Source organism: Pseudomonas sp. B19(2017), from assembly GCF_002113165.1.
Lineage (GTDB): Bacteria > Pseudomonadota > Gammaproteobacteria > Pseudomonadales > Pseudomonadaceae > Aquipseudomonas.
Window position 1 is genome coordinate 121,377 of sequence record NZ_NEJR01000010.1, and the last position, 24,433, is coordinate 145,809.

19 protein-coding genes and 1 pseudogene are annotated in these 24,433 nt (G+C 53.5%); 9 read left to right on the forward strand and 11 right to left on the reverse strand.

Annotated elements, in window-relative coordinates; translation table 11 throughout:
* Window positions 1–443: 443 nt before the first annotated feature.
* Together CAF70_RS15595 and CAF70_RS15600 are read left to right on the forward strand one after the other, a co-directional pair.
* Entirely contained in the window at window positions 444–2,165 is a 1,722-nt protein-coding gene (locus tag CAF70_RS15595; RefSeq protein WP_047337232.1) for an ATP-dependent endonuclease, read from the forward strand.
* Window positions 2,165–3,793 carry a UvrD-helicase domain-containing protein gene (locus tag CAF70_RS15600; RefSeq protein ID WP_085625589.1) on the forward strand — a complete coding sequence of 543 codons (1,629 nt, stop codon included), beginning with the start codon at window positions 2,165–2,167 and terminating at the stop codon, window positions 3,791–3,793. Before CAF70_RS15595 ends, CAF70_RS15600 begins: the two co-directional genes overlap by 1 nt.
* 210 nt (window positions 3,794–4,003) lie before the next feature.
* On the opposite strand, the gene CAF70_RS15605 is transcribed toward CAF70_RS15600, so the two are convergent.
* Window positions 4,004–6,334 (reverse strand): P-loop NTPase fold protein, encoded by a 2,331-nt coding sequence (locus CAF70_RS15605; RefSeq protein ID WP_085625590.1) that lies wholly within the window; start codon window positions 6,332–6,334, stop codon window positions 4,004–4,006.
* A gap of 402 nt (window positions 6,335–6,736) precedes the next feature.
* On the opposite strand from CAF70_RS15605, the pseudogene CAF70_RS15610 reads away from it, so the two are divergent.
* Window positions 6,737–7,699: pseudogene (locus CAF70_RS15610) on the forward strand (DUF4113 domain-containing protein); the annotation flags it as partial.
* Window positions 7,700–7,760: 61 nt separating this feature from the next.
* Complete coding sequence (locus CAF70_RS15615) at window positions 7,761–8,381, forward strand: hypothetical protein (RefSeq protein WP_085625592.1); 621 nt, start codon at window positions 7,761–7,763, stop codon at window positions 8,379–8,381.
* Window positions 8,382–8,442: 61 nt separating this feature from the next.
* On the opposite strand, the gene CAF70_RS15620 is transcribed toward CAF70_RS15615, so the two are convergent.
* From CAF70_RS15620 to CAF70_RS26845, 3 genes are all read right to left on the reverse strand, one after another.
* Window positions 8,443–9,078, reverse strand: a complete 636-nt coding sequence (locus CAF70_RS15620; protein ID WP_085625593.1) for a hypothetical protein — start codon at window positions 9,076–9,078, stop codon at window positions 8,443–8,445.
* Window positions 9,079–9,446: 368 nt separating this feature from the next.
* A complete protein-coding gene (locus tag CAF70_RS15625; RefSeq protein ID WP_085625594.1) occupies window positions 9,447–9,653 on the reverse strand; it encodes a hypothetical protein in 207 nt (68 codons plus the stop codon).
* Between the two features lie 156 nt (window positions 9,654–9,809).
* The gene (locus tag CAF70_RS26845; protein WP_143491612.1) at window positions 9,810–10,640 is read right to left on the reverse strand and encodes a hypothetical protein; all 831 of its coding nucleotides are present in this window, start codon (window positions 10,638–10,640) and stop codon (window positions 9,810–9,812) included.
* A gap of 603 nt (window positions 10,641–11,243) precedes the next feature.
* On the opposite strand from CAF70_RS26845, the gene CAF70_RS15635 reads away from it, so the two are divergent.
* The 3 genes from CAF70_RS15635 (at window position 11,244) to CAF70_RS15645 (ending at window position 14,594) form a co-directional block, all read left to right on the forward strand.
* A protein-coding gene (locus CAF70_RS15635) for an IS5 family transposase (protein ID WP_143491613.1) occupies window positions 11,244–12,100 on the forward strand; the annotation gives its coding sequence in 2 pieces (ribosomal slippage) (window positions 11,244–11,582 and window positions 11,585–12,100; 855 coding nt in all).
* A gap of 178 nt (window positions 12,101–12,278) precedes the next feature.
* On the forward strand, window positions 12,279–12,854 hold the full coding sequence (locus CAF70_RS15640; RefSeq protein ID WP_256573296.1) for a hypothetical protein: 576 nt from the start codon (window positions 12,279–12,281) through the stop codon (window positions 12,852–12,854).
* A 27-nt stretch (window positions 12,855–12,881) separates the two neighbouring features.
* Complete coding sequence (locus CAF70_RS15645) at window positions 12,882–14,594, forward strand: hypothetical protein (protein ID WP_143491614.1); 1,713 nt, start codon at window positions 12,882–12,884, stop codon at window positions 14,592–14,594.
* 529 nt (window positions 14,595–15,123) lie between these two features.
* Here CAF70_RS15645 and CAF70_RS26850 read toward each other — a convergent pair.
* A complete protein-coding gene (locus CAF70_RS26850; RefSeq protein ID WP_143491615.1) occupies window positions 15,124–15,777 on the reverse strand; it encodes a hypothetical protein in 654 nt (217 codons plus the stop codon).
* A gap of 1,143 nt (window positions 15,778–16,920) precedes the next feature.
* Between CAF70_RS26850 and CAF70_RS15655 the strand changes: the two genes are divergently transcribed.
* Window positions 16,921–17,538, forward strand: a complete 618-nt coding sequence (locus CAF70_RS15655) for a LysE family translocator (RefSeq protein ID WP_085625599.1) — start codon at window positions 16,921–16,923, stop codon at window positions 17,536–17,538.
* 45 nt (window positions 17,539–17,583) lie between these two features.
* On the opposite strand, the gene CAF70_RS15660 is transcribed toward CAF70_RS15655, so the two are convergent.
* The 3 genes from CAF70_RS15660 to CAF70_RS15670 form a co-directional block, all read right to left on the reverse strand.
* Window positions 17,584–17,892 (reverse strand): chorismate mutase, encoded by a 309-nt coding sequence (locus tag CAF70_RS15660; RefSeq protein ID WP_085625600.1) that lies wholly within the window; start codon window positions 17,890–17,892, stop codon window positions 17,584–17,586.
* Between the two features lie 188 nt (window positions 17,893–18,080).
* A complete protein-coding gene (locus CAF70_RS15665; RefSeq protein WP_085625601.1) occupies window positions 18,081–18,476 on the reverse strand; it encodes a GFA family protein in 396 nt (131 codons plus the stop codon).
* Window positions 18,477–18,693: 217 nt separating this feature from the next.
* Window positions 18,694–19,155: a DUF6196 family protein gene (locus CAF70_RS15670; RefSeq protein WP_085625602.1), complete on the reverse strand. Its 462-nt coding sequence runs from the start codon at window positions 19,153–19,155 to the stop codon at window positions 18,694–18,696.
* Window positions 19,156–19,297: 142 nt separating this feature from the next.
* Here CAF70_RS15670 and CAF70_RS15675 point away from each other — a divergent pair, with 142 nt between their 5' ends.
* Window positions 19,298–20,176 carry a LysR family transcriptional regulator gene (locus CAF70_RS15675; protein WP_256573297.1) on the forward strand — a complete coding sequence of 293 codons (879 nt, stop codon included), beginning with the start codon at window positions 19,298–19,300 and terminating at the stop codon, window positions 20,174–20,176.
* Between the two features lie 132 nt (window positions 20,177–20,308).
* Here the strand turns inward: CAF70_RS15675 and CAF70_RS15680 are convergent, their stop codons facing one another.
* The 3 genes from CAF70_RS15680 to CAF70_RS15690 form a co-directional block, all read right to left on the reverse strand.
* Window positions 20,309–21,187, reverse strand: a complete 879-nt coding sequence (locus CAF70_RS15680) for a GyrI-like domain-containing protein (protein ID WP_085625604.1) — start codon at window positions 21,185–21,187, stop codon at window positions 20,309–20,311.
* A 79-nt stretch (window positions 21,188–21,266) separates the two neighbouring features.
* Complete coding sequence (locus CAF70_RS15685) at window positions 21,267–21,707, reverse strand: GFA family protein (protein WP_085625605.1); 441 nt, start codon at window positions 21,705–21,707, stop codon at window positions 21,267–21,269.
* A gap of 143 nt (window positions 21,708–21,850) precedes the next feature.
* Entirely contained in the window at window positions 21,851–24,262 is a 2,412-nt protein-coding gene (locus tag CAF70_RS15690) for a TonB-dependent receptor (RefSeq protein WP_085625606.1), read from the reverse strand.
* Between the last annotated feature and the right edge of the window lie 171 nt (window positions 24,263–24,433).

The following is a 24,433-nucleotide window of genomic DNA, read 5'->3' on the forward strand; positions in this document are numbered from 1 at the left end:
CACTGGGTTCAAACCAGCCTTGGGACACCTCGCCAGCCTGGGGGTTGTTACTGAGCAAGGACGTGTAGAAGTCGAAGGGACCCGATTTGTGAGTGAGCCCAGACTGTGGGTGGTGGGCTATTGGCTCGGTCACACGGAACGCGTGGTGCTAAATGAGCTTACACAGGTCGCCAGGCCGAGACTCGCCCAGCAGTCCTTGAAGTCGCTGCGCAGGCCAGGAGGGTAATCTCTTGTGGATCTGAGAAGACTCCCGCTTGATCGGCCGCAGGAGCGGAACTGGCCAAAATGGAGAGTGACTTTTCGGTTACGTGCTGCTGGCTCTTTGATACTTCGAAGGCTAGCATGACTCCGCGAACTACATGTCCCAGATTGTGGCTGTCCAAATAACCGGATTTCATCGCCGACAGCCCATAACAAAGGTAGCAGGACGCTTTCCGGCACTTATGAAAATCGATTACGTTGAACTGAAGCGGTACCGAAACTTTGCTGACGCTCGCATCAATCTGGCCAAAAACAGCTTGGTGATTGGGAGCAACGACGTCGGCAAAACGAACATGATCCATGCGTTGCGGCTTCTGCTGGACAAGAGTTTGTCAGACGCCGATATCGAACCGTCGACGCATGACTTCCATTGCGCTCAAGACGGCACGCAGGCTGACTCGTTTTCAATCCGAATTGCCTTCTCCGAGGTGACTCAGGATGCCGTGCTCTCTCAGCTTAAGGGGCATGTCGGTGCTAATGGGTGTTTTTTCCTTGAGTTTCGAGGCTACAGCCCGGATTACCGCTATGAGATCGCGGCCGGCCATGATGTCGATGCGCTGGAGGTTATTTCCAGCCGCTTCTATCTGAAATACCTGCATCTGAAGTACATCCATTCTCAACGTGACCTTGTGCGATACATCCGCTCGGAGAAACGGCATTTGCTGCGCCTCGCTCAGGCCGCCCGCAACCAGCCAGAGACAGAGGCCGACACTCAACAATTACAGGCACTCAATGAGCTACTGAAGTCTGTAAACGATGGGGTCAGGAGCCTGTACTACGTAGCTGAGGCGACGAAAGACCTCAACGATGAATTGAGGGCGCTCTCCCACCATCATGCTGGGTATAACGTGTCTCTAGATACCGGGGCGATCGGCATCGAACAATTCATCGAGCAGTTGGAGTTGGGGGCAAGCACCAACGGTTCGAGGGTGATGCTCGGTGGCGACGGTCGTAATAACCAGATTTTGCTCGCCTTGTGGAAAGCCAAAAGCGTGCTTGAGCACGATCAGAATAGCGAGGTAGTGATCTATTGCGTTGAAGAGCCTGAAGCGCATCTGCATCCTCATCAGCAGCGTAAACTGGCGAGCTATCTCATCAGTTCCCTGCCCGGTCAGACCATAGTCACCTCGCACTCTCCACAGATCGCGGCAAGCTATCGGCCCGACTCTATTGTCCGGCTGCTACGAGACAACGGCGCATCCCGAGCTGCCAGTAAGGGCTGCTCCGCCTGCGTTGACGATGCCTGGACGGGGCTCGGCTACCGAATCAGTATCCTTCCGGCGGAGGCATTTTTTGCCTCGGCGGTCATGCTGGTCGAGGGGCCCTCCGAAATGCTGTTTTATTCCGCGCTGGCACGAGCTCATCAGATCGATCTCGATCACCGCAACATATCGCTTTTGTCCGTGGATGGCGTGGCATTTCAAGTTTACAAACGTGTATTGGATGCCCTGGAAATCCCATGGGCCATGCGAACCGACAATGACATCTCCAATATCTCGCTAGGTCCTCAGGGAGCGCAGGTGGTACATCGCCATGTGGCGGGTATCAACCGTGCTCTTTCGTTAGCGGGGATGCCTTCTCAGGCTCACCGGCCAGTGCCATATGACCATGCGGCCTGCTTAGCCGATGGCAACTGGCAAGCGGTGAGTGCTACTGTCGCTCCTTTTGGTATCTATCTCTCGAAAATCGATCTAGAGAATGACATCGCCATTGAGCTACCTGCGCTACTGGCAGGTTTTAAAGGCAATACTCTGGCTCAAGCTATTGATTACCTGCAGGGCAAAAAGGCTATCCGCATGCAGGAATTCCTTGAACACTGCGGGGATCAGCTCATCGCACCAGTGCAAGGGGATTTGTTGAAGCCGCTGATGTACTGCCTCAACGCTGCAGGGCAGGCTTGGTGATGACCATCTTCAAGCCCAGCCCGGAACAAGAGCAGGCCATTGAGTATGTGGGCGACATGGTTGTCGTGGCACGTCCTGGCAGTGGTAAAACCAGTGTCCTTTCCCGCAAGGTTCGCTGCCTCGTATCCGAGCTGCGCCCCTATCAAGGCATCATCGCCATCTCGTTCACGAATAAAGCAAGCGATGAGCTGGAGCGCCGTAGCAAAGCCGACGCTTTTGATGTGAAAAGCTCGTTTTTTGGCACGATCGATGACTTCTGTCTGCGCGAGATCGTCTTTCCGTTCGCGCGGCAGTTGATGCCTGTCGCCACTAACGTGAAGACGGCAAAGCTCCGGGAGCTGCCTGAAGCGGTGACGCGAATGCTGCCGGCAATTCCGGTCCTTGACGCGACCGTTGCCAACACAGCCGATTTTCTGCCTTTCCTACATGAGGCATTGGTGCAGGGGTTCGTCCCGCTTGAAGCTGTGGGCATGCTGGCCCGTTACATAATCGAACAGTCTCCGGCTTGTCAAAAATATATAACCGCGCGGTATCGCGCGGTGTACATCGACGAATATCAGGACAGCGGACATTTCCAGCATCAGTTGTTTTTGAGGCTCAAGGCTCTGGGGTTAATGGCTGTTGCGGTGGGCGATAGTGATCAGTCGATCTATGGGTTCGCGCACAAGGACCCTCGTTACCTGCTTGAGCTAACGGCACACGGCAGTGGCTTTGCCCCTTTTGCCATTACCACGAACTTTCGCAGCCACCCATCGATCAACGATTTCGCACTTCGATTGCTTGATGAACACCATCCTATCGCTCTGACAGACGATAAGCGGGTGTTCATCAAGACAGTTATAGGTGATCAAAGAGCGATTGGGAATTGGTTGAGAACCGCTATTCCCCATCTCATGCAGCATTACCAAGTTGCTTCGGCGGACAAGGTCGCAATTTTGTGTCGGCATCAGCAGTCAGCGCGCTTGATTGCTGATAATCTGGAGCTCACGCACCGCCTCATAGAGGATAGCCCTTTCACGGCTACGCCGGCTGCTGAGGCAAGCCTTTTCTCGGACTTATTGCGGCTGCGTTACGACCTTCAGAAGACTGCCGAGGCGTTGATTGATCGAGCGAATTTGCCCAGGCTCGCCACCCGCGAACGGCGTGCAGTTCGTAGAGCAATACTGAGTTGTAGGTCTTGTCTTGAATGCCACCTGGTTCAGACCGTACTGGATGCTGCCACATGCCTGCTGGGGCATCAGCCATCTGCGGATGGTGGAATGGAGCTTGCTCTCATTTGTGGGGATGCCAACAAACTCCGATGGTTTCAACGAGCCGATGATGCCGCCATTCAGATCATGACGCTGCATAAAGCCAAAGGATTGGAATTCGACTTGGTATTTCATGCTGATCTTTACGATCATGTGATCCCTACACGTCTGTATCCGCCGGGTACATATGGTCAAGTTATTTTCCAGGATGAAATTCAATGCCTAAATCTGCACTACGTAGGGATCACTCGTGCGATCAAAGCTTGCGTGTTGATGACATCGAATCTTCGCTTTAACACGCGGGGAGAGGTCAAGAATGGCGCACCATCTCAGTTCATTGGCAGAAATGGAGCGAACGCGATACCACTCCCTTGGTAAGTCTATACCTGCCTGCTAGGTCATCGGCTTGAAGTTGCCGTTGGCAGCTTCTCGGCCTGTCGAAGCGATTGAGGAATGGTTATGGCCTGACATTCGATCTTCATTCAGGGCATCAGCGACAGCTTGCAGAAAAAAATTCATGCGTGATTCGAATTGGTAGCTGTTGGCCACAATCAGCAGCTACCAACTGGGAGCGTGGTTTATTGCAGGTTAAATGTACATCAGGTGGCTTTTTCCTTGGCTCCAAGCATCCAAGTGACTGCGTAGAGTCTTTAGCGATAACTCATGCTCAGGGAAATGGTCTGGATCAATGGCATCGCATCTGGCAATCACTACGTCCAGGCCTATGAAGTCCTCTAGAGCCTCCTTGCTGAACATGTTGTGCACTTTAGAGACACGATCGCCCGACGTGTGGCTTCTACCAGTGCTCATCATGCTTCGAACCATGCTCACAAAGCCTTCATCGGTTTTGATTGCGTCCGACATCCACGTGCGGGGCTCGGCAAGAGATCCAGTGAAATGCTTCCATCGATAGAGCAGAGATACCAGATCAGGATCGGCAAGCAAACCTTGAGAGCTAGCCGCACGACTTCTTATCAAATGCAGCCAGATGGCTTTCATTGCAGCGAGGGTTTCTAAGTCGAGTGCCGGGGTGAAGTCGGCTACATCCTTATGATCGTTGGGGTCATTCAGGTGAATAATTATGCCTGCAACAGAAAGCGCTTTAGTCTCTCGCAACGCTTCTGTCGCCAGGCGGCCTCGCTCCTCTTTCGGAATAGCCTTCAAATACCACGAGGTTGCTCGCCATGCTGAAACCCAAGGGGAACTGAAAGGGTCACCATCGAAGCGAACGAGCTTCTGGGCAATTGTGAACAATCCAGGCAGTAGAACCGCAGCGTTTTGAACCGGAACTCGCCCGACCGATTCGTCCAAGCGCGTGACTAGCGACTGCAACAAACCATCGGTCTCAATTTCAGCGATCGAGGCTGCAAGACTTTCGTCCGACGAAGCTGCTTCCAGAAACCCGATGAAACGACGTTCAGAAATCTCACCAGTCGCAGTTTGCAGCTCAAAATAACGCGGGAAGAAGCGAGCAGTGCAAACCTGCTTGGCTGCCAGCCACTCCTGACGAAATCCATCACCGTATTGAGTGCCGCCCAGCGCCCACTCAAGAGGCGGGAACAGCGCTTTGATGGCATCTCGGGCAAGTTGGCGCCGCTCTTCCGGAACAATGTTTAGCAGGGTATTGGTCGCTTCCTGCACGGAGGCTCTCTGCCCGTCCATCCCGAACCGACGTTCTTGCAAGAGCAATGACTTTTCTTCAAATAGAGCTTCGTGTAGGTCTGCTTCGAAAACGCGTAACGTTTCCAGAATGAGGAAATCCACTAGGTTCACTTCGAAAAATTCGCCGGATGCATGCAGAGGGAGATGCACCGCAATAGACGAAAGAAGCCGGTGGGCATCTCTCATGTTCCGCAACCGAGGTTGTATGCAGCCGATTAAGCCATTGCCCCACCGGACGTCTGAGAAACCGTTATCCTCGGTCGCATAGCGACCGGCCAGAATGGACAGCTGCTCCCCGAAAATTTGATGCACCATGTGGGTTGGAACCGCAGGGAGGTCGAAACTAGCTTGCACGATTTTTTCAAGAAAGGCGCGGCCGTTTCCGTTTGCCACTGGATTGAGGGCGCTCTCCACAATACTGGGCTGGAAAAGCAGAACGAAAACGATATTTGGCAAGTTCGCGTTAGCTTTAACCTGCCGCAGAAGAACCCGAATCTGTTCGGGTTCGAGTCTGTCAATGTCGTCGACGAAGACAATTAGCGGGCGTTCTAGCTCACGCAACTTTTCCTCTAGCGCTTTGCGAATTACGTCTAGCGATTCACCGCTTCGGTCGCGTCCAAGATGCTTAAAATAGCGCCCGAGCAACGAAGCTCCAAGGGACAAGCCCGCGAAAACGGCAGCTACCGTAGCAGCTTTAGGAAGGTCAAAACCTATGGCTGACGCAACGAAGAGTACCGAAGCATTGGTCAAAATGGACGATATCTTTTGACTCGCTCCGCTGACGGATTTTAGCGGTGCGCTAGCACCAGAGAGAATCGCACCATAGCGCCGCAAAGCTTCAGCGCGTTCGATTGCTTCTTGTGAATGGTCGCCCCCTAATTGGTCGGCAATCTGACCGAACAGTGCGCGGGTGATGGCGGTGCCGTCGCCCCATTGCCAAGGGTTGAAATCGAGCCAGTGAACCTGATTGCCATTGATCCTGGCGCTGAGCTGTTCAATCACAAGGTACTTGAGTGATGACTTCCCAAATCCCCAGCCTCCGCGAATCGCGAATACGCGGCCTTCACGAGGACTGAGTTCTGATAGCACACCGGCTATGCGTACTGCATATCCTGCTCTGCGAAGCCGGTCATCCGCTTTAGTGCGAATTGGAGTCTCAGAACCGAGCTCAGCTTGCTGGCCTGCCTGGGCAGGCGCATCTGGCTCAGCTCGGCGATTGCGAAACCATTGACCAATCAGATCCCACTTTCCAGTCATCGCACTGGCCCTCCTTCGGAATAGTTGAAACCAGCGACTCGGTGAGGTGACTGGGTACCTGTGCTTGAAGGATCGGGTAACGGGTCTCGGGCAAAGATTTTTTGGCGATTTCTTGCAGGTTGTACTTCTACCATTTTTCTACACTCAGCCCTCGATGCAGCTTCCAGAATTATCCCGGCATCCTAGCTGATCCTCTGCCATCTGGCAGGGACCGGGCAGAAGACTGCGCACATTCGCAACCCCGCATAGGTTGGCTACTGCTTGATAGAGATCTGATAGCTATGGACATAGATCGAAAAAATGAGTGGAATTGATGCTTTTCTATGGACATCCTCTCTGCAGGCTCACACCACAGGCGACAAGGTGCGGAAGTGTGTCTATAGCTGATAATCTTTCCTTTACATCGATGAATGCTTTGCCGATTTGACCGGGGTTCAGGGCAACCTTACCGAGTTTGGTCGCCAGGTGCGGGCCAAGGTGCTCAAGTGCACCGGCATCCCGGTAGGGGTAGGTATCGCCCGTACCAAGACACTGGCGAAGTTGGCCAACCACACTGCGAAGCGGCTGCAGGCGCAGACCGGAGGCGTGGTCGACATCTGCGACCCATTCAAGCGGGACTGGTTGCTGCGCAACACCGAGGTCAAGGAAGTCTGGGGTATCGGCCGGCGGCTGACGACGCACCTTGAGGCAATGGGAATTCGCACCGCGATGGACTTGGCCAAGACGGACCCATGGACGCTGCGTCAGAAATTCAGCGTGGTCGTTGAGAAGACAGCCAGGGAGCTCGCCGGCACACCGTGCCTTGAGCTCGAGGAGGCTGCGCCGCCTAAGCAGGAGATTTGCTGTAGCCGCATGTTCGGCAAGCGCTTGAGTGAATTGGCGCCGATAAAACAGGCGGTGGCCAGCTACGCCGGGCGGGCGGCCGAGAGGCTACGAGGGCAGAGTTCTGTGTGCAAGCGAATGCGAGTAAGCATTCGCACGGGAATGTTTAACCCGGACGAAGCCAAATACGCCAAGGGCGTTCTGGTCGAGCTGCCGTATCCCACCAACGATACGTTGCTGCTCACCAGGGCCGCCACCGAGGCGGTGGAGCAGGTCTACCGGCCAGGGTATCGATACAGCAAAGCCGAGGTGTTGTTGATGGATCTACGGCAGCCGGGCGAATTCACCGATGACCTGTTCGCGGTGACGCAGTCGGTGGCCTGCGACCAACTGATGTCGGTGCTAGACGCGATAAATGGGAAGTACGGCCGGGGCACTCTGCGTTCGGCGAGCGTCCCCTGCACCCCCGATTGGGGGATGCGCCGAGAGATGATGAGCCGTTCGTACACGACTAAGATTGATCAGTTGTGGCGGGTGGGCTGATTCTGGCTTGCGATTCGTACTAGGCGTTACGCTAAGTAGAATTAAGCTGAGCATTTTCCCTATGAGTATTGTCGTGAAAATCAGTATGTCCGAGAGCATGAAGGCGGCGACGGCGTGGGGCCTATGGGGTTTCCTGGCCCTTGGTGTGTTGGGGTGGGTGCTACTTGTAGTACTTGAATATGTAGGGATGTCACCAAGCTTCAAGTTTGATTTAGCTACTTGGTTAGCTATTTGCATATCCGTGTTGGCGCTAGGAACCACATTATGGCAGGCTCGTCTTGCACGTGCTCATAACAAATTAAGTGTGCGTCCATATCTCGCTGGCCACAGTTCGTGGACGAAAGATGGAATTTATCGGCTTAACCTTCGCAATGATGGGCTTGGCCCTGCAATAATTACCGGCGCTAGGGTCTATCGCGACGGTGTCTTAGTGGAGGGGGAGGGGCCACCTCTTGTTGAGAAGGCCTTCGAAGGGATACCTGGTTGCGAACTGTTGGAGCACGAGTTTTTCTATCTAGAGTTCGTCATTCCCGCAGGGCATTGCGTAGAGATTTGCTCTGTTAAATTTGGCCCGGAGATTTCAGATGTCGACACCTTTTTGGCTAGCCGCATCATGCTCGAATTGGATTACAAATCAGCCTACGAGGAAGCACGTCCGATGTACACTACACGTAAGACGTAACGATAGCGTAGACTAGGGGCGTCTCGGTTACTGGCCCCATCGTCCAGGCAGTGTGTCAGCGCTACGACGTAGCCTGTTGTGCCAAGTGGCGTTTTATTGAAGTGGAAAGTTCGTACGCAATTTGGCGGGTGCTATGTAGCTCGATATCAAGCAACGGCTTACTTCCTTCATTATCAGAGACCATCCAGCCAACACTATTGCCGCGTGTTAGGTGTGCGTAGTCTTCATCAATGCTGGGGTCGACATGCGCCCCCCCGTCTTTGTTTGAAAGCGCCAAAATCAAATCTCGACGTGAGAATGTGGCTTTCAACGAGTCGACAATAACAATTTCGTTCCACCAGTCGTGAAAATTGATATAGGTTGTAGGGCGGATAGGTGGGCCATCCCCCAGAAAAGCTTTGTATGTCACTCCTGTGTTTGAAAAGAAGTGTCCCACCAGTCCGTGATGGCTTAGGAGATTCGTCGGGTCGTAATCATGTGACGTTTTAAGATATCCCATTCTATCCTTAATATTTAAAATCTTAAGGAGCGACTGTGACCTATCGGTGTCATGAACAAGAACGCGTATAGTGGTAGCAAGGCGTTTTGCTTCACCAAAAAAGCCGGCATCAAAAGATGCACTTGAGGCCTCTAAGAAGCTCATATTGTCCCTAAGATGCTGCATTATTTCTTCTTGGGTTTGTTTGACTTTAGCCATATGTCCACCGAAAAAGATTAAAGGATGAGCGTGTCCAAGTCCTTGTCTTCTGTAACCAGCAGCAAGGACCAAGTAAAGACTGCTCGTAGTAAGCTGGAGTCCCTAGTTCACAGGCGTTTCCACCGCTTCGAGTCATCATCAGCGGATCGAGGCGTTTCAGTCAAGGTAGGGTTTGCTCAGCCTATGCCGATTTGATAAGACTGGACGAAGTCAGAGTTGGTAAGTGGTGGGGCTTTTTCCCTGTAAGCGGCGTCTTTATTGGCCTCTTAGAAGCAGCATCGCGATCCATCAGTGTTGGAGGTATGACGCAGCAGGGGTTAGCTCGGCCGCCCGGTTTAACATAGGAGGCTGTGGGCAGCTTTGCTGATTCAAGCCCGTAGACGCTCGATCCCGATCGAGATTGCTTCCGCGTGGGTGTCCAGCGTCATCAGGGCCGCCATGACGTTGTCATGGATATGGATCGAGCCACGTTGACTAATCCAAAGGGAAAGCTTTTCCAGTGCTGCTCTGATGGTAGTTTGATTGAGTAGCAGCAGCTCTAGGATATCTCCTGCTATTGCGGCTTTCTCGTCCATGATGGACTCCTAGTGCCATAGATTTTTGTGGGTAACTTAAGGGTGAGTTCTGGGGCGCTTTAAGCCCGAAAGGGACTATTCGCTCAGGCGAGGGTAGTTATTTTGACTGCTCAATAGTGGCCTGTATAGCCTATCGGCGGCCTCAAGTCCCTAACCTCATTCAAGATAAAGGGTCTGAATCAATTCGGGGAAAGCTTGCAGCATTCTGGATTTGAATTTGAAGTCATCTTGCATTCCGAAGAATAGTGTTGTGATTTTTAAGTCCGGATCGTCATTTTCTTTCATTTTTGAGCGGTCGAGGAAGACATTGGCATTGGTTGGCCATATCTGTACTAGGCGTTGATTGTAATGATTGGCCTGCTCAAGCTCGCTGTAAACGTTATCTTCATGGCTTAGAATGTATAATGTAATGGTTCCAAGCTGAAGACCTGTTGATCTTAGGTTAGGTGCTGTTGGTGGTGCCTCATTCTTTTTTCCGAGAATCATCGTTTTGTGAAAGGCTTGAATGCCATCATCCTTGCTGTAGCCTACCCATACTCTAAAACTTGTAGGCAAAGTTCGATGATTGTAAATAAATTTAATATCAGAGTTTGTGTGGCCTGATGTGTTTGTGTCGGTGAGGTCCCACTTGATGGATAGAAGTGCTGCCCACATACTCAAGCGGGCTTGATCCTCGATAGTTAGTTCTACGGATTGCTGATTTTTTGAGAGCTTTGTAAAGATGGGGATGACTGAGCTTTCAAAATTACTCAGCCATTGATTATTACAGGGCTTGCATACCTTTTTTGTCTGGGTGCTTAGAATGGGGTTGTTTGCGCTCTTTTTGAATACTTGAAGCCTCTTGTTGAATCCATCATTGATTAGTAAATTCCGGTTGAATTCAGTCGGTACCTTTTCTCTTATTATCTTCTTAAGCCATTGTGGAAATATGTGCTCCTTGGAAGGTGATTTGTTGTCACAGAAAATGCAGGTATTAATAAATTGCATATTGTAATTGCACTCCTTGTGTTCGAGTCTGCTCGAAAACTATGGAACGGTAGTCTGAGCGTGCACAGATCTTACCGATAATGTCTCTGCATAATCTAGACAAGGTTAGCAGCATTCGAAGGGAAAAGTTGCGGTAAGCTGTGCGCTATTTCAATCAACGCCCAAGCAGGGGAAATAGGCCCAATCCATTATCGGCGCTGATCATGTGGCATCTGTCAGCGGCGTGCTACTTGCGGGATCGCTCATGCCCGCAGGAGTGCTACCCCGGATGAGATCGCCTCAGCATGGATGTCGAGGGTCGCTAATGCGGCCATGACGTTTTCATGTATGTGAACTGAGCCGCGATGGCTCACCCATAGTGAGATTTCCTCCAGAGCTGCTCTGATGGCGACTTGGTTCAGATGCAACAGTTCAAGGGTGTCAGCTATGGTCAAGGCTTGGTCATCCTTACGTATGCTCCAGGTACGAGAATTCTTAGGGCAAATTTAGGGCAAATCCTAGGGCGTGTTAGGCTCTGTACGAAATCCCAAGAAACCCAATCGGTGCCCTTCGGAAGCTGAAATTCTGTAGGGTTTCCGGCCATCAACGGAAAGGAATTTGGTGATGGCAAAGCGTTACGAACTCTCGGATGAGGCCTGGGGTGTGGTCGCCGATCTCTTCATCGAAACTCATGGTCGAGGGCGACCGCGCCTGAGCGATCGTCTGATGCTCGATGGCGTGCTCTGGGTGCTCTGCTCGGGTGCTGCATGGCGAGATATGCCGGAGCGCTTCGGCCCATGGTCAACGGTGTATCAACGGTTTCGCGGCTGGCGAAATCAGGGGACATTCGATCAAATGCTCAAACGCTTGCACCTGAAATTGAATGAGCAAGGCTTGATCGATCTGCAAACCTGGATGATCGACTCAACCGCCGTACGCGCAACCCGAGCCTCATCTGGCGCTCGGAAAAAAGGGGGCCTGACGAGCCTGCCGATCACGCTCTAGGTCGCAGTCGCGGTGGCCTGACAACCAAAATCCATATGCTCTGCGATGCCAACGGGACACCGTTGCGCTTCCTCCTCTCTGGCGGTCAAGCGAGTGACATCAACTATGCCCAGTCATTGCTGGACGACGTCAGCATTCCATCAAGCCAACCTGGCCGCCCGCGTAAACGCTGCAAATGGTTGCTCGCTGACAAGGGTTACGACGCCGAAGCGCTACGCCGCTACTGCGACCAATATCGAATGCAGCCCGTCATCCCGATGTGCTCGATGAAGCGCAAGCCCAAGCCTGGTTTACCCAGACTGTTTGATTGGCCTAAGTACCGACAGCGCAACATCATCGAGCGCATGTTTGGCTGGCTGAAAGAGAACCGCCGCATCGTGACACGCTTCGACAAGCTCGCGAAAAGCTATACCGCCATGGTCTCACTAGCTTGTTCCATGCGGTGTTTGCGACATCTCTTTTCGTACAGAGCCTAGGCGACTGGGAAGCTGTCGATACCGGCGCTATGTTTGGGCCCGTTTGGTCTGCAGAACACCTGATTCTTGAGCCTTTCGATATCCCCGGAACTGGAAGACTGATAGATCTTTCGACTTCGGGCAGTCGACACCATTCTGCTGCCTCTGGTACGCGGAAACGAACGGTGAGGCCATCACAGTGAACGGTAGGACTTTCTGTCCACCCAAGGGCACGCTGATCGTTGTAGGTGAGGACTACGGTACTGAGATCGACGCGAAGACAGGCAAGCAAACGAAGGCCGACGCCGGCCTTTATCTTTCGGCAAAACAGATCGGCGAACGCCTGAAGCTCCGCGAGAACAAGCTGCTCGAAACCGTCCTCAAACACCACCAGAAAGTCCAAGCGGGCCCTGCGGACAACCAGATCCACAATGGCTCGAAGGTCGACCAAGGCAATGCTCCAACGGTTGCAAAAGAGCTAAAGGCTGCTGGCATGGAGTTCGTCAATTCGGACAAGAGTCCCGGCTCCCGAGTGACATCAGCGCAGCTCATGTTCGACCGCCTGCACGCCACGAAGACCCAGGATCCCAGCAATCCGCACATCTACTTCTTCAAGTCGTGCAGATTTGCTATCAAAACGCTACCATTCCTGCAACGCGATGATGACCAGCCGGATGCCGTAGCCAAGGGGCCCGATGATCATGCTTGGGACACCTTGGCTTACCGACTCACGTGGAAACGGCCCGTGACAGTCGTTCAGCAAGGTATCTGGTGACCACTTTTCACTAAGCGAGAGTGATAGATGAGCTTTTTTAAAGGGAAGTTTTATTCAATTAGCGACAAGCTCTCCGAGGTAGTAACCAGTAGTAAAGAAGCTTTGTCTGATGCGGCTGATCGAACCGTGGATTATTCCAGGCGCGTATCTAAAGGTGTTGCAAATGTCTGCGACAATACGAAAGAAGTATTTGATGAGATAGTCTGGGCTGCTGAAAGTACTAGTGTCGTGGTGTCGGCGAAAGAACAGTTGGTTCTAATTTCCGATGGGACAAAAGAAAAGTATCTCGGCATTGCCTCTGCTACTAGTGCCTATTATTACAGCTCTACTGAGCGTGTGAAAGATTACGCATCATTCAGCACAGAAAAGGTTTCGACTCTCTTTACCAAGACCTTTGAGATCGACAAAGAGACTGATCAGATTGTTGCTGAGATTCAGGGGAAACTGCCAGCAAGGCCAAAAGACGTTGATGATATTTTTGAACAAACAAAAAAAGAGGCCCTCCGTAGGGCAATCGCTGCTTTCTGTTTGTCCCCAATTATGTCCGGTTTAGATCAGAGTAATGAAGCCAAGTATTCCAATCTTTCAATGGAGTACAAAGACTTCAAGAAAGAAAATAATCTTCATGATAACGCCAATTTTGCAGCTCTGGATAGGGAGCGAGAGTCGGCGAGATTTGCACCTGGGCGGCGGGATATCGGTGAGCCCGCATTTTCAACTTTGGAAAATGGATACGACTCTAGTTCATCGAATAGGCTAGATCCATATGCTACGGATATTGAGCACATTATCCCTAAAAGCGAGATCTATAATGATTTTCTCCTTCGTCTTGCAACAAATGACGATGGAATCATTGAGTCTATGAATTACGGCGAGAATTTAATCTTCGCAGACCAATCACTAAACCGGTCTAAAGGTGACATTGATCTGAAGCAGTACATTGCCGACCGAGGGCGTAGAGATCCTGATAATCCTGATCTGCTTACATTTACTATTGGTGAAAGCAATCGGGAGGTGACTATCAGCGAGAAAGACGCCCTCGCAAGGTATGATCGAGCCAAGGAAAAAATGGCTGCAATGCGACTGGACGCCTTGAAAGAAGTCGGTTTAGCGACCGCAAGTGCCGGCGTGAGAATGGCAACTCAGCAGGTCGTAGGCCTCATTGTCGCTGAAACTGCCGACATCTTTGTAGATGAGATCAAAGACATCACGCAGAAGGGGCTGATCACTGACAAAAAGGGCGTGATGGAAGGGTTGGAAGAGCGTCGTGCTAATTTGTTAGCAAAGCTGTCTGCTCGGTTTGAAGAGCGCGAGATCACGAGGCGAGCAAGAGAGGCGGGCATTGAAGGTGGTGTTGCTGGTGTGTTGAGCGCGCTCCCACAAATTCTGATATCGATGATTGTTAAATTGCCAGCGCTCGTGCTTTCCGTTATTCGCGAATGCACACTGTCAACGGTACGCTGCGTGCGCGTGATGCTGAGCAATGCTGAAGATAAATACGGACAGATTGCGGTTGTTCTTTTTGGCGCGGCGTCAACGCTGATCGGTCTCTACGTTGCCAACCTAATATCCAAAGCCTTGATCAAGGTTCCGCTGCTCAATTTGTTTAATAATTCGGTCGCTGATGTATTGGCTGGAGTTCTTGTGACGGCTGTACCTCTTGCTGCAATTTATGTGTTTGATCAGAATAAATCAAAGTTTGTGTTCGGCTCGATAGGAAAGGGTGAGCAGTTGGCATAAAAAACCAGTGGGCTTTTGCTTCCACGCTGACAGACACAGTCTCAGACAGCCTGCAGGGCGGGCTTGAGGGGCTATTCACTGACTTCATCTCGGGTACGAAATCAGCAAAAGAAGCGTTTTCTGACTTCGCGCAGGCGGATTCGCAGTAGGGTAGTGTGAATTCGCTTTTCCTGATTGTGGTTTCGCAGTCTGTGGGAGCGAGATCACTGAACTGCCCCAAGGAGCCTATTCAATCGATGCCTGAGAATCCCCCTGCGAGAGGGATTCGTCGAAGGTGATATGAGTAGCCAGCAGTGAGGCTTTAAGAGTTAGCGACCTCTTACATCCATAATGATTTAAGGGGTGAAATCATCGGCCCGGGTGGATTTGAGTGATAGCTGAAAATCACAGCCAGAAAAGTATGTCCCTAAAGTGATTTATCGCCAGTTTTCTTGGCTGTGTGAGCAGTCTCCTGCATTGTTCGCTCAATTGCGTGGATCGGAACTCTCTTAAAGCCACGCCTTTCTTAGCGATCCACCCAGTCACAGTCTTAGGTAGATGATTGGAGGTCGCGAGTACGCTTCACCCTCTTTGCAAACCTCTTTGAAATTTCAATTATCAGGTTGTAGACACTTATGGAGGAATCTACCGGGCTTGATTCAATCGTCTTAATGCATTCATCAAGGTCATCGCGGATTCCAATGGTGTAAGAATCCAGCTGCTCAGTTACCTCCTCAAGTGCAGCCGTAGCTTCAACTAACATCTTCCTCTTGAAAACTTTTTCCGCATCAAGAAGCCCTTTCGCATATGCTGCATCTTCGGCCTTTTTAATCTCAAGTTGGTGTGCAGCCTTAAGAGACTCCAGAGAGGCATGGCTATGTGACTTCTCAGCCTTTAGATCATTCTCGCTTTTTTGCCAACGAGCCCGGAGCTGCCGAACTAGGCCATTGTAGAGACTTGGGCATTGCACTGACTCAACTGGCGTTTGAGACGGTAGTCGCTGGTACTCAGGGGTGGCTACTGGAAGGTGCACGCCCTTTCCGAATGCAGCTGTGAATAGATCTCCAAGAGTCTCATTATTAGATAATTTCGGTTGAGGGAATATACAAAGAAATCTGTCTATTTGCCGCTCGCTTAGTTTTGAGCAGTCAACCATTAATCCATATTTTTCAAAAAATAGTATTTGTGCCTGTCGATCTCTCATTTAACTTCCCGTAGTTAGAATTAATGCGAACATGAAACCACAGTCAACACGGAAATCAAAGAAAAATAAATTTTTGGTATTGTGCTCCGGCGCGAATTAAGTTACCGTCTCTTTAATTGCGCGCCTACGATAAAGCACTCACACCATAAGGGAAGTTAAAATTTCCTGATGCCTCCGTACCCTGGCAGGCGCCAGTGCTCTCCTCTTATGGGCAGTCGCCAAGCAAGCTATAATCAAACAACGACCGACCGGCACAAACAGGCTCAGGCCTGATGCTGCCAATCCCTGGCATGGAGAAAAAGCGGACGTTCATCTGCCTGGTGGATGAAGCGAATCGCCCATGGCGAGGATTGATGCGGAATTTATGTCGGCGAAATCATCCAGGGTTGCCACATCCATCACAGGCTGCTTTGCTTCCTGATTGTTGTCTGCTATGTGCTCATCCCTCGACCATTTTTGCGGGCTCAGCTTATCCCCACACTCGATGATGGCCAGGGGGAGAGATCTATAGGTAGTGTCAGTCGGTAATGCCGGAGTTGGCACTATCGATCACAGCGTCGAGTCCAGCCGACCAGTCCAACAAATCGAGAAATGGGTACCGGGTGGGTAGGATTACAAGAACACAAAATGCACACGATATCGGTTTTGATCAATGAATACGGGCGTTGCGTATCCAATCTATCATCGGTGCAACGCTGAAGCGGCGTGACGGCTCAGGGCGCGTGGTTTGTAGCTTTGAGGCTGATTCTAGGGGCATTCTCAAGCCTGGGCGAAGCGACGAGAGACCGAGTTGGCTGAGCCCGGCGTGATCGAACGCGCCAACCGTGGCGGCACGCAGTCAAGAACATGATCGATCGCTACCTGATGAAAGCCGAAATCCCGGCCGCTGGGTAAGACGAAGCGGCAGCCTCCCCTGGCTATCAAGAACAGTTACCTTGGCGAAGTGCACCGCTTTGGGTCTATCCGACTGCCAGGGTGGCCGCTTTCGCCCGATAGCGGACATAACGTTCGTTGCTGACTTGCACAACTCAGCACGTCTAAACCCATCAGTGCCAACAATCCTTGAGATTCCTCCTTGCCATTGGCACACCCCACCGTCAGGATGGCTGCTTGATCAGGCTTAAGGAGAGAGCCGTGTTTCCAATGAATGTGTGGTTTGCCTACACTGCCGCCTGCGTGCTGTTGGTATTGGCGCCGGGCCCTGACAATCTGTTGGCCATTGGCCGTGGTCTCAGCCAGGGCAAAATCGCAGCAGCCGTATCCGGGATAGCGTCAGGCGTGGGCATTCTGTTTCACGTCGCAGCCGCTTCGTTAGGGTTGACCCTACTGATGCAAACCTCGGTGGTCGCTTTTTGGGTGATCAAACTCATTGGTGCCGGCTATCTGCTCTGGCTCGGCATCAAGGTCTTGCGCGCTCGCAGCTTGATCAGCTTTCAGCCGGTGTCCCGGCAATCTTTACCCAGCATTTTTCTGACAGGTCTGCTTTCGGCTGCGCTCAACCCGAAGCCAGGCTTGTTCGTATTGGCATTCATTCCCCAGTTCGTCGATCCGGCTCGCGGATCGGTCAGCGTGCAGATGATGGTTTACGGGGTGTGGTTTGCTGTACTCACAGCTTTGGGTTTTGCCTTGATGGGCATTTTCGCCACAGTGCTATCTCGCTACCTGTACCAGCGACCACGGTTGGTGAATGGGCTAAACGTGGGCGCAGGCCTCACCTTTGTCGCCTCTGGCGTTTCGATTGCAGCGTTAAGCCAGAAATAGTGAGTAGGGAAAGCGGCGGGGCTGCGTGCGAGCCCCGCGTTGTCATCAAGATGCTGAAGGCTGGTTGGTTAACTTCGCATGAGCGGTCAGTTCTTCTGCGATGAAGGCCGAGATCATCGCTCGGTATACTTGTTCCACAACTTCAGCCGAGGCACCGGTTTCGTCAGCCATCTCACGAACCTTCCTTATCACTTGCTCGACCCGAGCAGGCGCACGCACATCATCGGTCGTTTTCTTGAAGGTAGCTGCTTGCGTCACAAGCCGGCCCCGTTGGGCGAGAAGCGAAACGAGGTTGCGGTCGATTTCATCGATCCCTTGACGGACTTCGTCCAGAGAGGTGCAACGTATATCCATCTAGTTGACTTCCTTTTCATGAGCCTGCGTTTGATGAGGGCAGGCAGTTGCTGTGGTCTGGGGCTGAATTGTAGCCTCTGGTGAATGTCCGCAATTGACTCATTGCAGTCAGTCACGGTAGGCAGCTTTCGGCCAAACCTGGCCGTGGCACATGCGAGTTTCCAGGTTAAAGCCCTGGTCGGGCCGTCTTATTGATGCGGATGTTCCGGAAACTGCTTGGCGCTGTCGCAGATGTCGTACCAGCCAGGCTTTTCCTTGACGAACTCATGGAAGAGATTGGTGATGGTCAACGCCTCATCGATACAGTTCGCAGCCACGGGAAACGACTCGGCGGTTGACGTCACTTCGCCCAATGCTGTTCCGCAGTGCGAACAGAAGCACCTGTTGTACTTATAAGGTGCTTCAGGCTTGTAGGTGGTGATGGAGTCCGAGCCGGAAATCAGCTCGAACGATGAGCGCTTTACGAAGACGAAGGTACTTGCTCCGACCTTTCGGCAACGAGAGCAATGACATGTTCCCATCATTGTCGGAGGACTCGACACCGAAAACTTCACTGCTCCGCAGCAGCAACTACCTTTAAGCATGGCTTTCTCTCCCTAGAAAAAAACTACTGTACATAAATACAGTCGTAATTGGAAGAGTGCCTGACCAAGACTTCAGATAGCTCTGATGGGTCAGGGGCAGGCAGGGGTCTAAAGGGTGGCTCTTCTTCTCTGATAGTCGAGCGGAGCACGCTAAACCTGGGTCAGATTCCACCCGCCGTCTGAAAGGAGTATCTCGCCGGTCAAGTAGTCGTATCCGCTACAGGGAAACTCCCACCTCCCCATCCGCTTGGCCATCCACCAAAGCCTGGATCTCTGCCAAGATATCTGAAGCCAGGCTGGCCGGGACGCCCCAATAATCAAAGATCCCGCCCTCATCTCGATTCTGGCCACAGGTCACAAAAACGCCGGTTCCAAACTTCTGCTTCAGGCGCATTGCCAACCAGCCGACGAAACCGCTGTTGTCGGAGCCTTGCGGAAAATGGAAGCGGAAGACGCCGAACAGCTCTTGCTCGACGTCGGCACAGGGGACCAGTTGACTCCACACCTGGTCATCTCGTACGAGCGCCAGTGCATCAGGGCGAGCGGCACCAGGAAACGATGACAACGGGAACTCGAGAAAGGTGTAGGTGCCGGGGAAAAGCCTCAAATGGGCTTGGGTAATGACGTGCAGTAATCGACGCTCCGTATCCTGGACCGTTTCATGGGAAATGTTCACCATTTCAGACTCTCCGTTCAGTAAAGCGCGCAGCGCTTCTTTTTGTTGACCGAGGAGATGCTAAGTACCAAGATCTTCAAGATAAAGGCTCGATATCAAATAACTTTAACAACTATAAATTGTAAATATGGATAAGCTAAAAAGCATGGCGGCGTTCGTAGCAGCAGCCGAGTCGGACTCCTTCTCGGCAGCAGCTGCCGTGTTAGGCGTGACGCCGCAACTGATTGCCAAACAGGTCAGCAATCTGGAGTCTGAGCTAGGTGTCAAATTGATCACCCGCACTACTCGCCGACAAAGCCTGACCGCCGTGGGCAGGGACTATTACTTGCGCTGCAAGGCTATCCTGAGCGACGTTGAAGACGCCGATCAGCTGGCGCTGTCAGCAAACTCGACTCCGCGCGGAAAAATCCGTATCAGCGCACCCTATAATTATGGTTCGCATCGGCTTATCCCGTTTCTGACCCAATACCTGACGCGTTACCCGGAAACGGAAATCGAGTTGGAATTGACTGACAGGTTCGTCAATATCGTAGAAGAGGGATTCGAAGTCGTGTTTCGGCTGGGCAAACCTCAGCTGGCCGACAGCGCGGCATTGGTTCAGCGCGGCTTGAGACCTTTCAGAATGTTTGCCTGCGCATCTCCCGCTTATCTGGCACGCAAAGGGACTCCGCTCCATCCCGAACAACTCGTGGACCATGATTGCCTGGGCTATCTGTTCTCCGATCGCATGACGGACAAAGTCTGGCGATTCACCAAAAACATGCAGACGTTCACGATCCCCATTGCGAGTCGACTGAACGTCAACAACACCTTGGCCAAGGTGAACGCCGCATTGTCGGATTTCGGCATCACGCTGTGCGTCGAGGATGTACTGATGCCCTATGTGCAACGGGGGGAGTTGGTCGTACTCTTCGAGGAATTCGAAGGCCCCACGTATCCCGTCAATCTGATCTACCCCCTCGACCGTCGCCCCTCCGCAAAGATCAGGCACTTCATAGACGAAGTTGTTGCTGCATTGGGTTAGCCGCTGGCTGACAGAACAAGGGCTGGTAGCGCGCGGCTTGCATGAAAGCGTGCTTGGTAGTGAAGGCGAGATCATCTGATCGCACCTGGCCCATGGCTGTCTGGCCTGATGCCGATTGCTGGCAGTAATCCGTTAAAGGACCTGCTTTAGCGGCACGTAGATATCCGTTTGCCATTCCTCCAGCGGCGTTTCCGGATACACGCTCAAGTAGTGAAAGAACAACGGATGATCACGCAGTTCCTCGGTACTCGAAGGCAACCAGTCCCGATAAACCGGATAGATGGTTTCACCAATATAGTCAGGCGACCCTGTATGCCGAATCACGGCGCAGCGGCCCGCCGGGATGATGCGTTCGTGCACGCCGAAATCATTCGGCTGCACGGCTTCGTCTATCTCGCCACACACAGCGAAGCGAAAGGCGTGCGCCGGGGTGGTATCGGGGTTGTCGTAGGGAATGCCGAAGGTTCGGCTGCTGGCCACCGGTGACTGACCGCTTTGAATGCGCCATTGGCGAAAACGCGCGACGCTTTCACTGACCAGGCTGGGCGCCCCTTGGTGTTCGAGCGCGGCCACATGAGTTTCGGCGAAATCCACGATACGGATCTGCATGGTAATGCTCCTGGAATGGTGGGGAACAATGAAAACCGCACTCCAGGCCTGCCAGTTCGGGGCCTTGGCGAATACGCTCGGCGCCATGCCAAAAGCACGCTTGAAGGCCCTGGAAAAGGCTTCGGGGCTTTCGAAGCCGGCGCCGAAGGCTGCTTCCAGCACCGAGATGGCAGGCGAGGCGACCAGTTGATGCGCCGCGCGTCGCAGCCTCATCAGTTGCACATACCGTGAAACCGGAATGCCCATGTATGCCGTGAACTGCCGATGAAAGTGAAAGGCCGAGAAATTGGCGATGCGGCTCAGGGCATTTACCGACAGGTCCCCTTCGAGGTGGCTGTCGATGTAGGCAAGCACGGCTTTGAACCGTTTTGCGTAGGTCGGGTTGTGCTGTGAGTCAGTCAACGAACGGAATCTCCGGAAGGTGCGGTGAGCGCTAGCATCCGTTGTTCAGGCATGGAGGTGCCTAGCCGTGATTGCTCTATCAAGGATTGTCTTGACCCTGCTGTGGGTGGCCCGGCGTTGCCAATGGTTGCAGGTGAGGGCAGTGGGCTGAGTACCAGGGGGCAGCAGAATCGACATGAACGTGTTTCTGCTTCTTGGCCTGGAACGGGGTATCAAGTGTGCCCAGTGCTATCGAAACCCAGTCGGCAAAGTCACCCTGGGAACGTGACCAGAACAACGTTGAGCCGCACTCGGCGCAGAACTCGCGCACTACCGTGGGCGAAGAGGCAAAGGCCTTGATGCTGTTGGTGCCGCGGAGGATTCGCAGCCTGCTGCGCGGAACGCTGCCGTATGAGGCGAAGGCTGCCCCGTGGCTTTTGCGGCACTGGCTGCAATGGCAATGACTGACTGCCTTGGGAGGGGTCAATAGCAGGTAACTGACCGCTGCGCACAAGCAGCTTCCTTCGAATGTTTCGATCACTGGCGCTTCCGTGCAGGTAAAAGCGCCAGCGTAACCGCCCCGGCATGATCAGTCGACTGGCCGCAGCAGGTGGTTCACTGCGGTCAATGATGCGCGCTGGCTACCGCATTGCTTTCGCCAGAACCGTCTGTAGGCCGCCTGGGTCAGAATGCGTAAGCCAACGTGGCAGTGGCGCTACGCGGGCTGCCATACCAGCCACGTGAGCCGATCGCCGTGTAGTAGGTCTTGTCAAACACGTTGTCGAGGTTCAGCGAGACGCTGGTTTGCGGCGTGAAGGCATATTGCGCCATGAGGTTGACCACGCTGTAGGCGCCCTGGGTAAAGGTTTCGTGGTTGGGTCCTGCGTTCTTCTCGTACTCCGAGCCCTGCCAGCGCACACCACCACCCACTTTCAGCTGCGGCAGTGACTGCAGGCGGTAGCTGGTGAACAGTTTGAGGGTGTCGCGCGGCACGTCGGTGAGCAGGCGGTCGCCATCCGCGTTCTTGCTTACGGCATAGGTGTAGCTGGCCGATACTTGCCAGTCAGGCAGGATCTCGCCCGCCACTTCCATCTCGAAACCGCGGGTCTTGGTGCCAGACTCGGCACGGTAAGCCTGGTTGCCGTCCGGCGCCGTTTTGACGCCGTCCTTCACGGCCAGGTTGTCCTGGTGCACTTCGAACACGCTGAGTGCAGCAGTCAGGCGCTTGTCCCAGAACTCGCTCTTCAGGCCCAGCTCGTAGTTCACGCCCTCCAACGGGTCGATGTAGCTGCCCGATGCTGTCTGTTTGTCTTGCGGGTTGAAGATGGTGGTGTAGCTGGCATAGGCCGACCAGTTTTCATTGATGTCGTAAACCAGCCCGATGTAAGGGGTGACGACACCGGTTTCGCTGCGCGAGGTGTGTTCGGTTTCACCGCTCGCCAACTGCTCTTCGGTTTCGTCGCGGCGCCAGTCGATCACTCGCGCGCCGGTAATCAGCGACAGGTCATTGGCCAGGCTCCAGCGCACCGAAGCCACCAGGCCGTCCTGGGTCTCATCCAGTGCATTCTCCGTCGTCTTGTTGTGGATGGCGTCAGGTATTGGCAACGAGCCATCCCAGTCATGGATGTTGTCGATATCCTGCCAGGTCCACAGATGGTAGCCGTCGTTGCGGTAGTAGGCCCGGTAGTGGCTTAGCCAGACGTACGCCTGGTGCTCGCGCGACAGCAGCTCGAACGGGCCCGTGGCGGACAGGTCGAACGAGGTCTGCCGAGGTTCGCCTGCCCAACGGCCAGTCCAGGTCTGGATGCCGCTGCCATCAGGTTTGACGGTGCCGCTGGCGGCGGTGGCAAATACGTCGTCATAGCTTCGGCGACTGTGCTCAGCGTTGAATTTCAGGTGCCAGCCGTTGGCCAGGTCGTGATCCAGCGTGGTGAACAGCGTCTTGGTGCGACGCTTGTGGTAGCTCCAGTCAGAGGCCGAATTGAACGAGCGGGAAGGGCTGAAGTGGCTGCCATCGGCGTTGAACATCGGGAAGCCGTGGTTACCGGCGCCGTCGTTGTCCATTTCCTGATATTCGGCCCCCACGGTCAGCATGGTGCTGTCGGTGATGTCCCATTCCAGCACCCCGTATGCCACCTGCCGTTCCAGCGACTGGCGGTCGACGTAGCTCTGGCTATCGGTGTTAGAGGCGACCAGGCGCCCACGTACATGGCCGCTTTCCGACAACTTGCCAGACACGTCCAGCTCGGTGCGGTAGGTGTCCCACGAGCCTGCTTTCAGGGTCAGCTTGCGTTGTGTTTCAAACGTCGGCTTCTTGCGAGTCAGGTTGACCGTCGCACCGGGGTCACCGGTGCCGGACATCAGCCCCGTCGCCCCGCGTACCACCTCGACCCGGTCATACGACACCATGTCGGCAAGGTCATCGCGAAAGCCAAAGCTGTCGGGCCGGTTGACGCCGTCGACCTGGATGGTGCCGACTTCGAAACCCCGTACGTAGATATGGTTGGCGTCGCTGCCAGCTGGCCCCATGCTGTCGACGACCACGCCTGGGGTCTGTTCCAGTACCTGGGTAACATCGTTCAGGTTCTGGTCTTCGATCTGCTGGCGGGTTACCACGCTGATCGATTGTGGTGTCTCGCGTGCGGAGAGGCGCAGCCCGGTTGCCGTGTTGGCCGAACCTGTGGTGTAGCTGCCGGTGCCTTCGGTGGTGGCACCCAGCCCCACGCTGGAGACCGTCGTTGCAGCGAGTTCCATCGTGCCGTCCTGGCCAGGGCGGACCAGCATGTAGTACTTCTCTCCCGCTGGCTGCACCTGCAAGCCACTGCCTTGCAGCAGTTGCACAAGGCCTTGCTCCAGCTCGTAACTGCCCTGCAGTCCCTCACTGCGCAGGCCAGCGATTTCTTCGTTGCCGAAGCTGACAATCACCCCACTCGCTGTGGCGAACTGGTTGATGGCAGCCCCTAGCGGCCCCGCCGGGATGTTGTAGCTGACAGGCACGGCCCAGGCATTGGCACTGGCCAGCAGCGAGCCCGAAAGGCTCGCCACCAGCGCGGCTTGGCGAATGCAGAAGGCGGGGGGAGAAAAACAGGCGGACATCCATTGGCTCCTTTCGATGGATTGTGCGGGACAATTACGAGAAGCGTACTGATAATGCAAATGCTTCTCATAAAGATGGCCGGATAGTTATCTTTGCTCCTGCAGATGTCAATCCATGGCTTGAGTTTTTGCGGGCAGGGGCAAGTGATTGCCACGTGCTTGAGGCGACAG

Coding starts and splice junctions, on each gene's coding strand:
- CAF70_RS15615 (WP_085625592.1), top strand. CDS start 7,761: ATGAGTATTGTCGTGAAAATCAGTATGTCCGAGAGCATGAAGGCGGCG.
- CAF70_RS26845 (WP_143491612.1), bottom strand. CDS start 10,640: ATGCAATTTATTAATACCTGCATTTTCTGTGACAACAAATCACCTTCC.
- CAF70_RS15600 (WP_085625589.1), top strand. CDS start 2,165: ATGACCATCTTCAAGCCCAGCCCGGAACAAGAGCAGGCCATTGAGTAT.
- CAF70_RS15665 (WP_085625601.1), bottom strand. CDS start 18,476: ATGCTTAAAGGTAGTTGCTGCTGCGGAGCAGTGAAGTTTTCGGTGTCG.
- CAF70_RS15655 (WP_085625599.1), top strand. CDS start 16,921: ATGAATGTGTGGTTTGCCTACACTGCCGCCTGCGTGCTGTTGGTATTG.
- CAF70_RS15660 (WP_085625600.1), bottom strand. CDS start 17,892: ATGGATATACGTTGCACCTCTCTGGACGAAGTCCGTCAAGGGATCGAT.
- CAF70_RS15645 (WP_143491614.1), top strand. CDS start 12,882: ATGAGCTTTTTTAAAGGGAAGTTTTATTCAATTAGCGACAAGCTCTCC.
- CAF70_RS15690 (WP_085625606.1), bottom strand. CDS start 24,262: ATGTCCGCCTGTTTTTCTCCCCCCGCCTTCTGCATTCGCCAAGCCGCG.
- CAF70_RS15625 (WP_085625594.1), bottom strand. CDS start 9,653: ATGGACGAGAAAGCCGCAATAGCAGGAGATATCCTAGAGCTGCTGCTA.
- CAF70_RS15675 (WP_256573297.1), top strand. CDS start 19,298: ATGGCGGCGTTCGTAGCAGCAGCCGAGTCGGACTCCTTCTCGGCAGCA.
- CAF70_RS26850 (WP_143491615.1), bottom strand. CDS start 15,777: ATGAGAGATCGACAGGCACAAATACTATTTTTTGAAAAATATGGATTA.
- CAF70_RS15670 (WP_085625602.1), bottom strand. CDS start 19,155: ATGGTGAACATTTCCCATGAAACGGTCCAGGATACGGAGCGTCGATTA.
- CAF70_RS15605 (WP_085625590.1), bottom strand. CDS start 6,334: ATGACTGGAAAGTGGGATCTGATTGGTCAATGGTTTCGCAATCGCCGA.
- CAF70_RS15595 (WP_047337232.1), top strand. CDS start 444: ATGAAAATCGATTACGTTGAACTGAAGCGGTACCGAAACTTTGCTGAC.
- CAF70_RS15620 (WP_085625593.1), bottom strand. CDS start 9,078: ATGGCTAAAGTCAAACAAACCCAAGAAGAAATAATGCAGCATCTTAGG.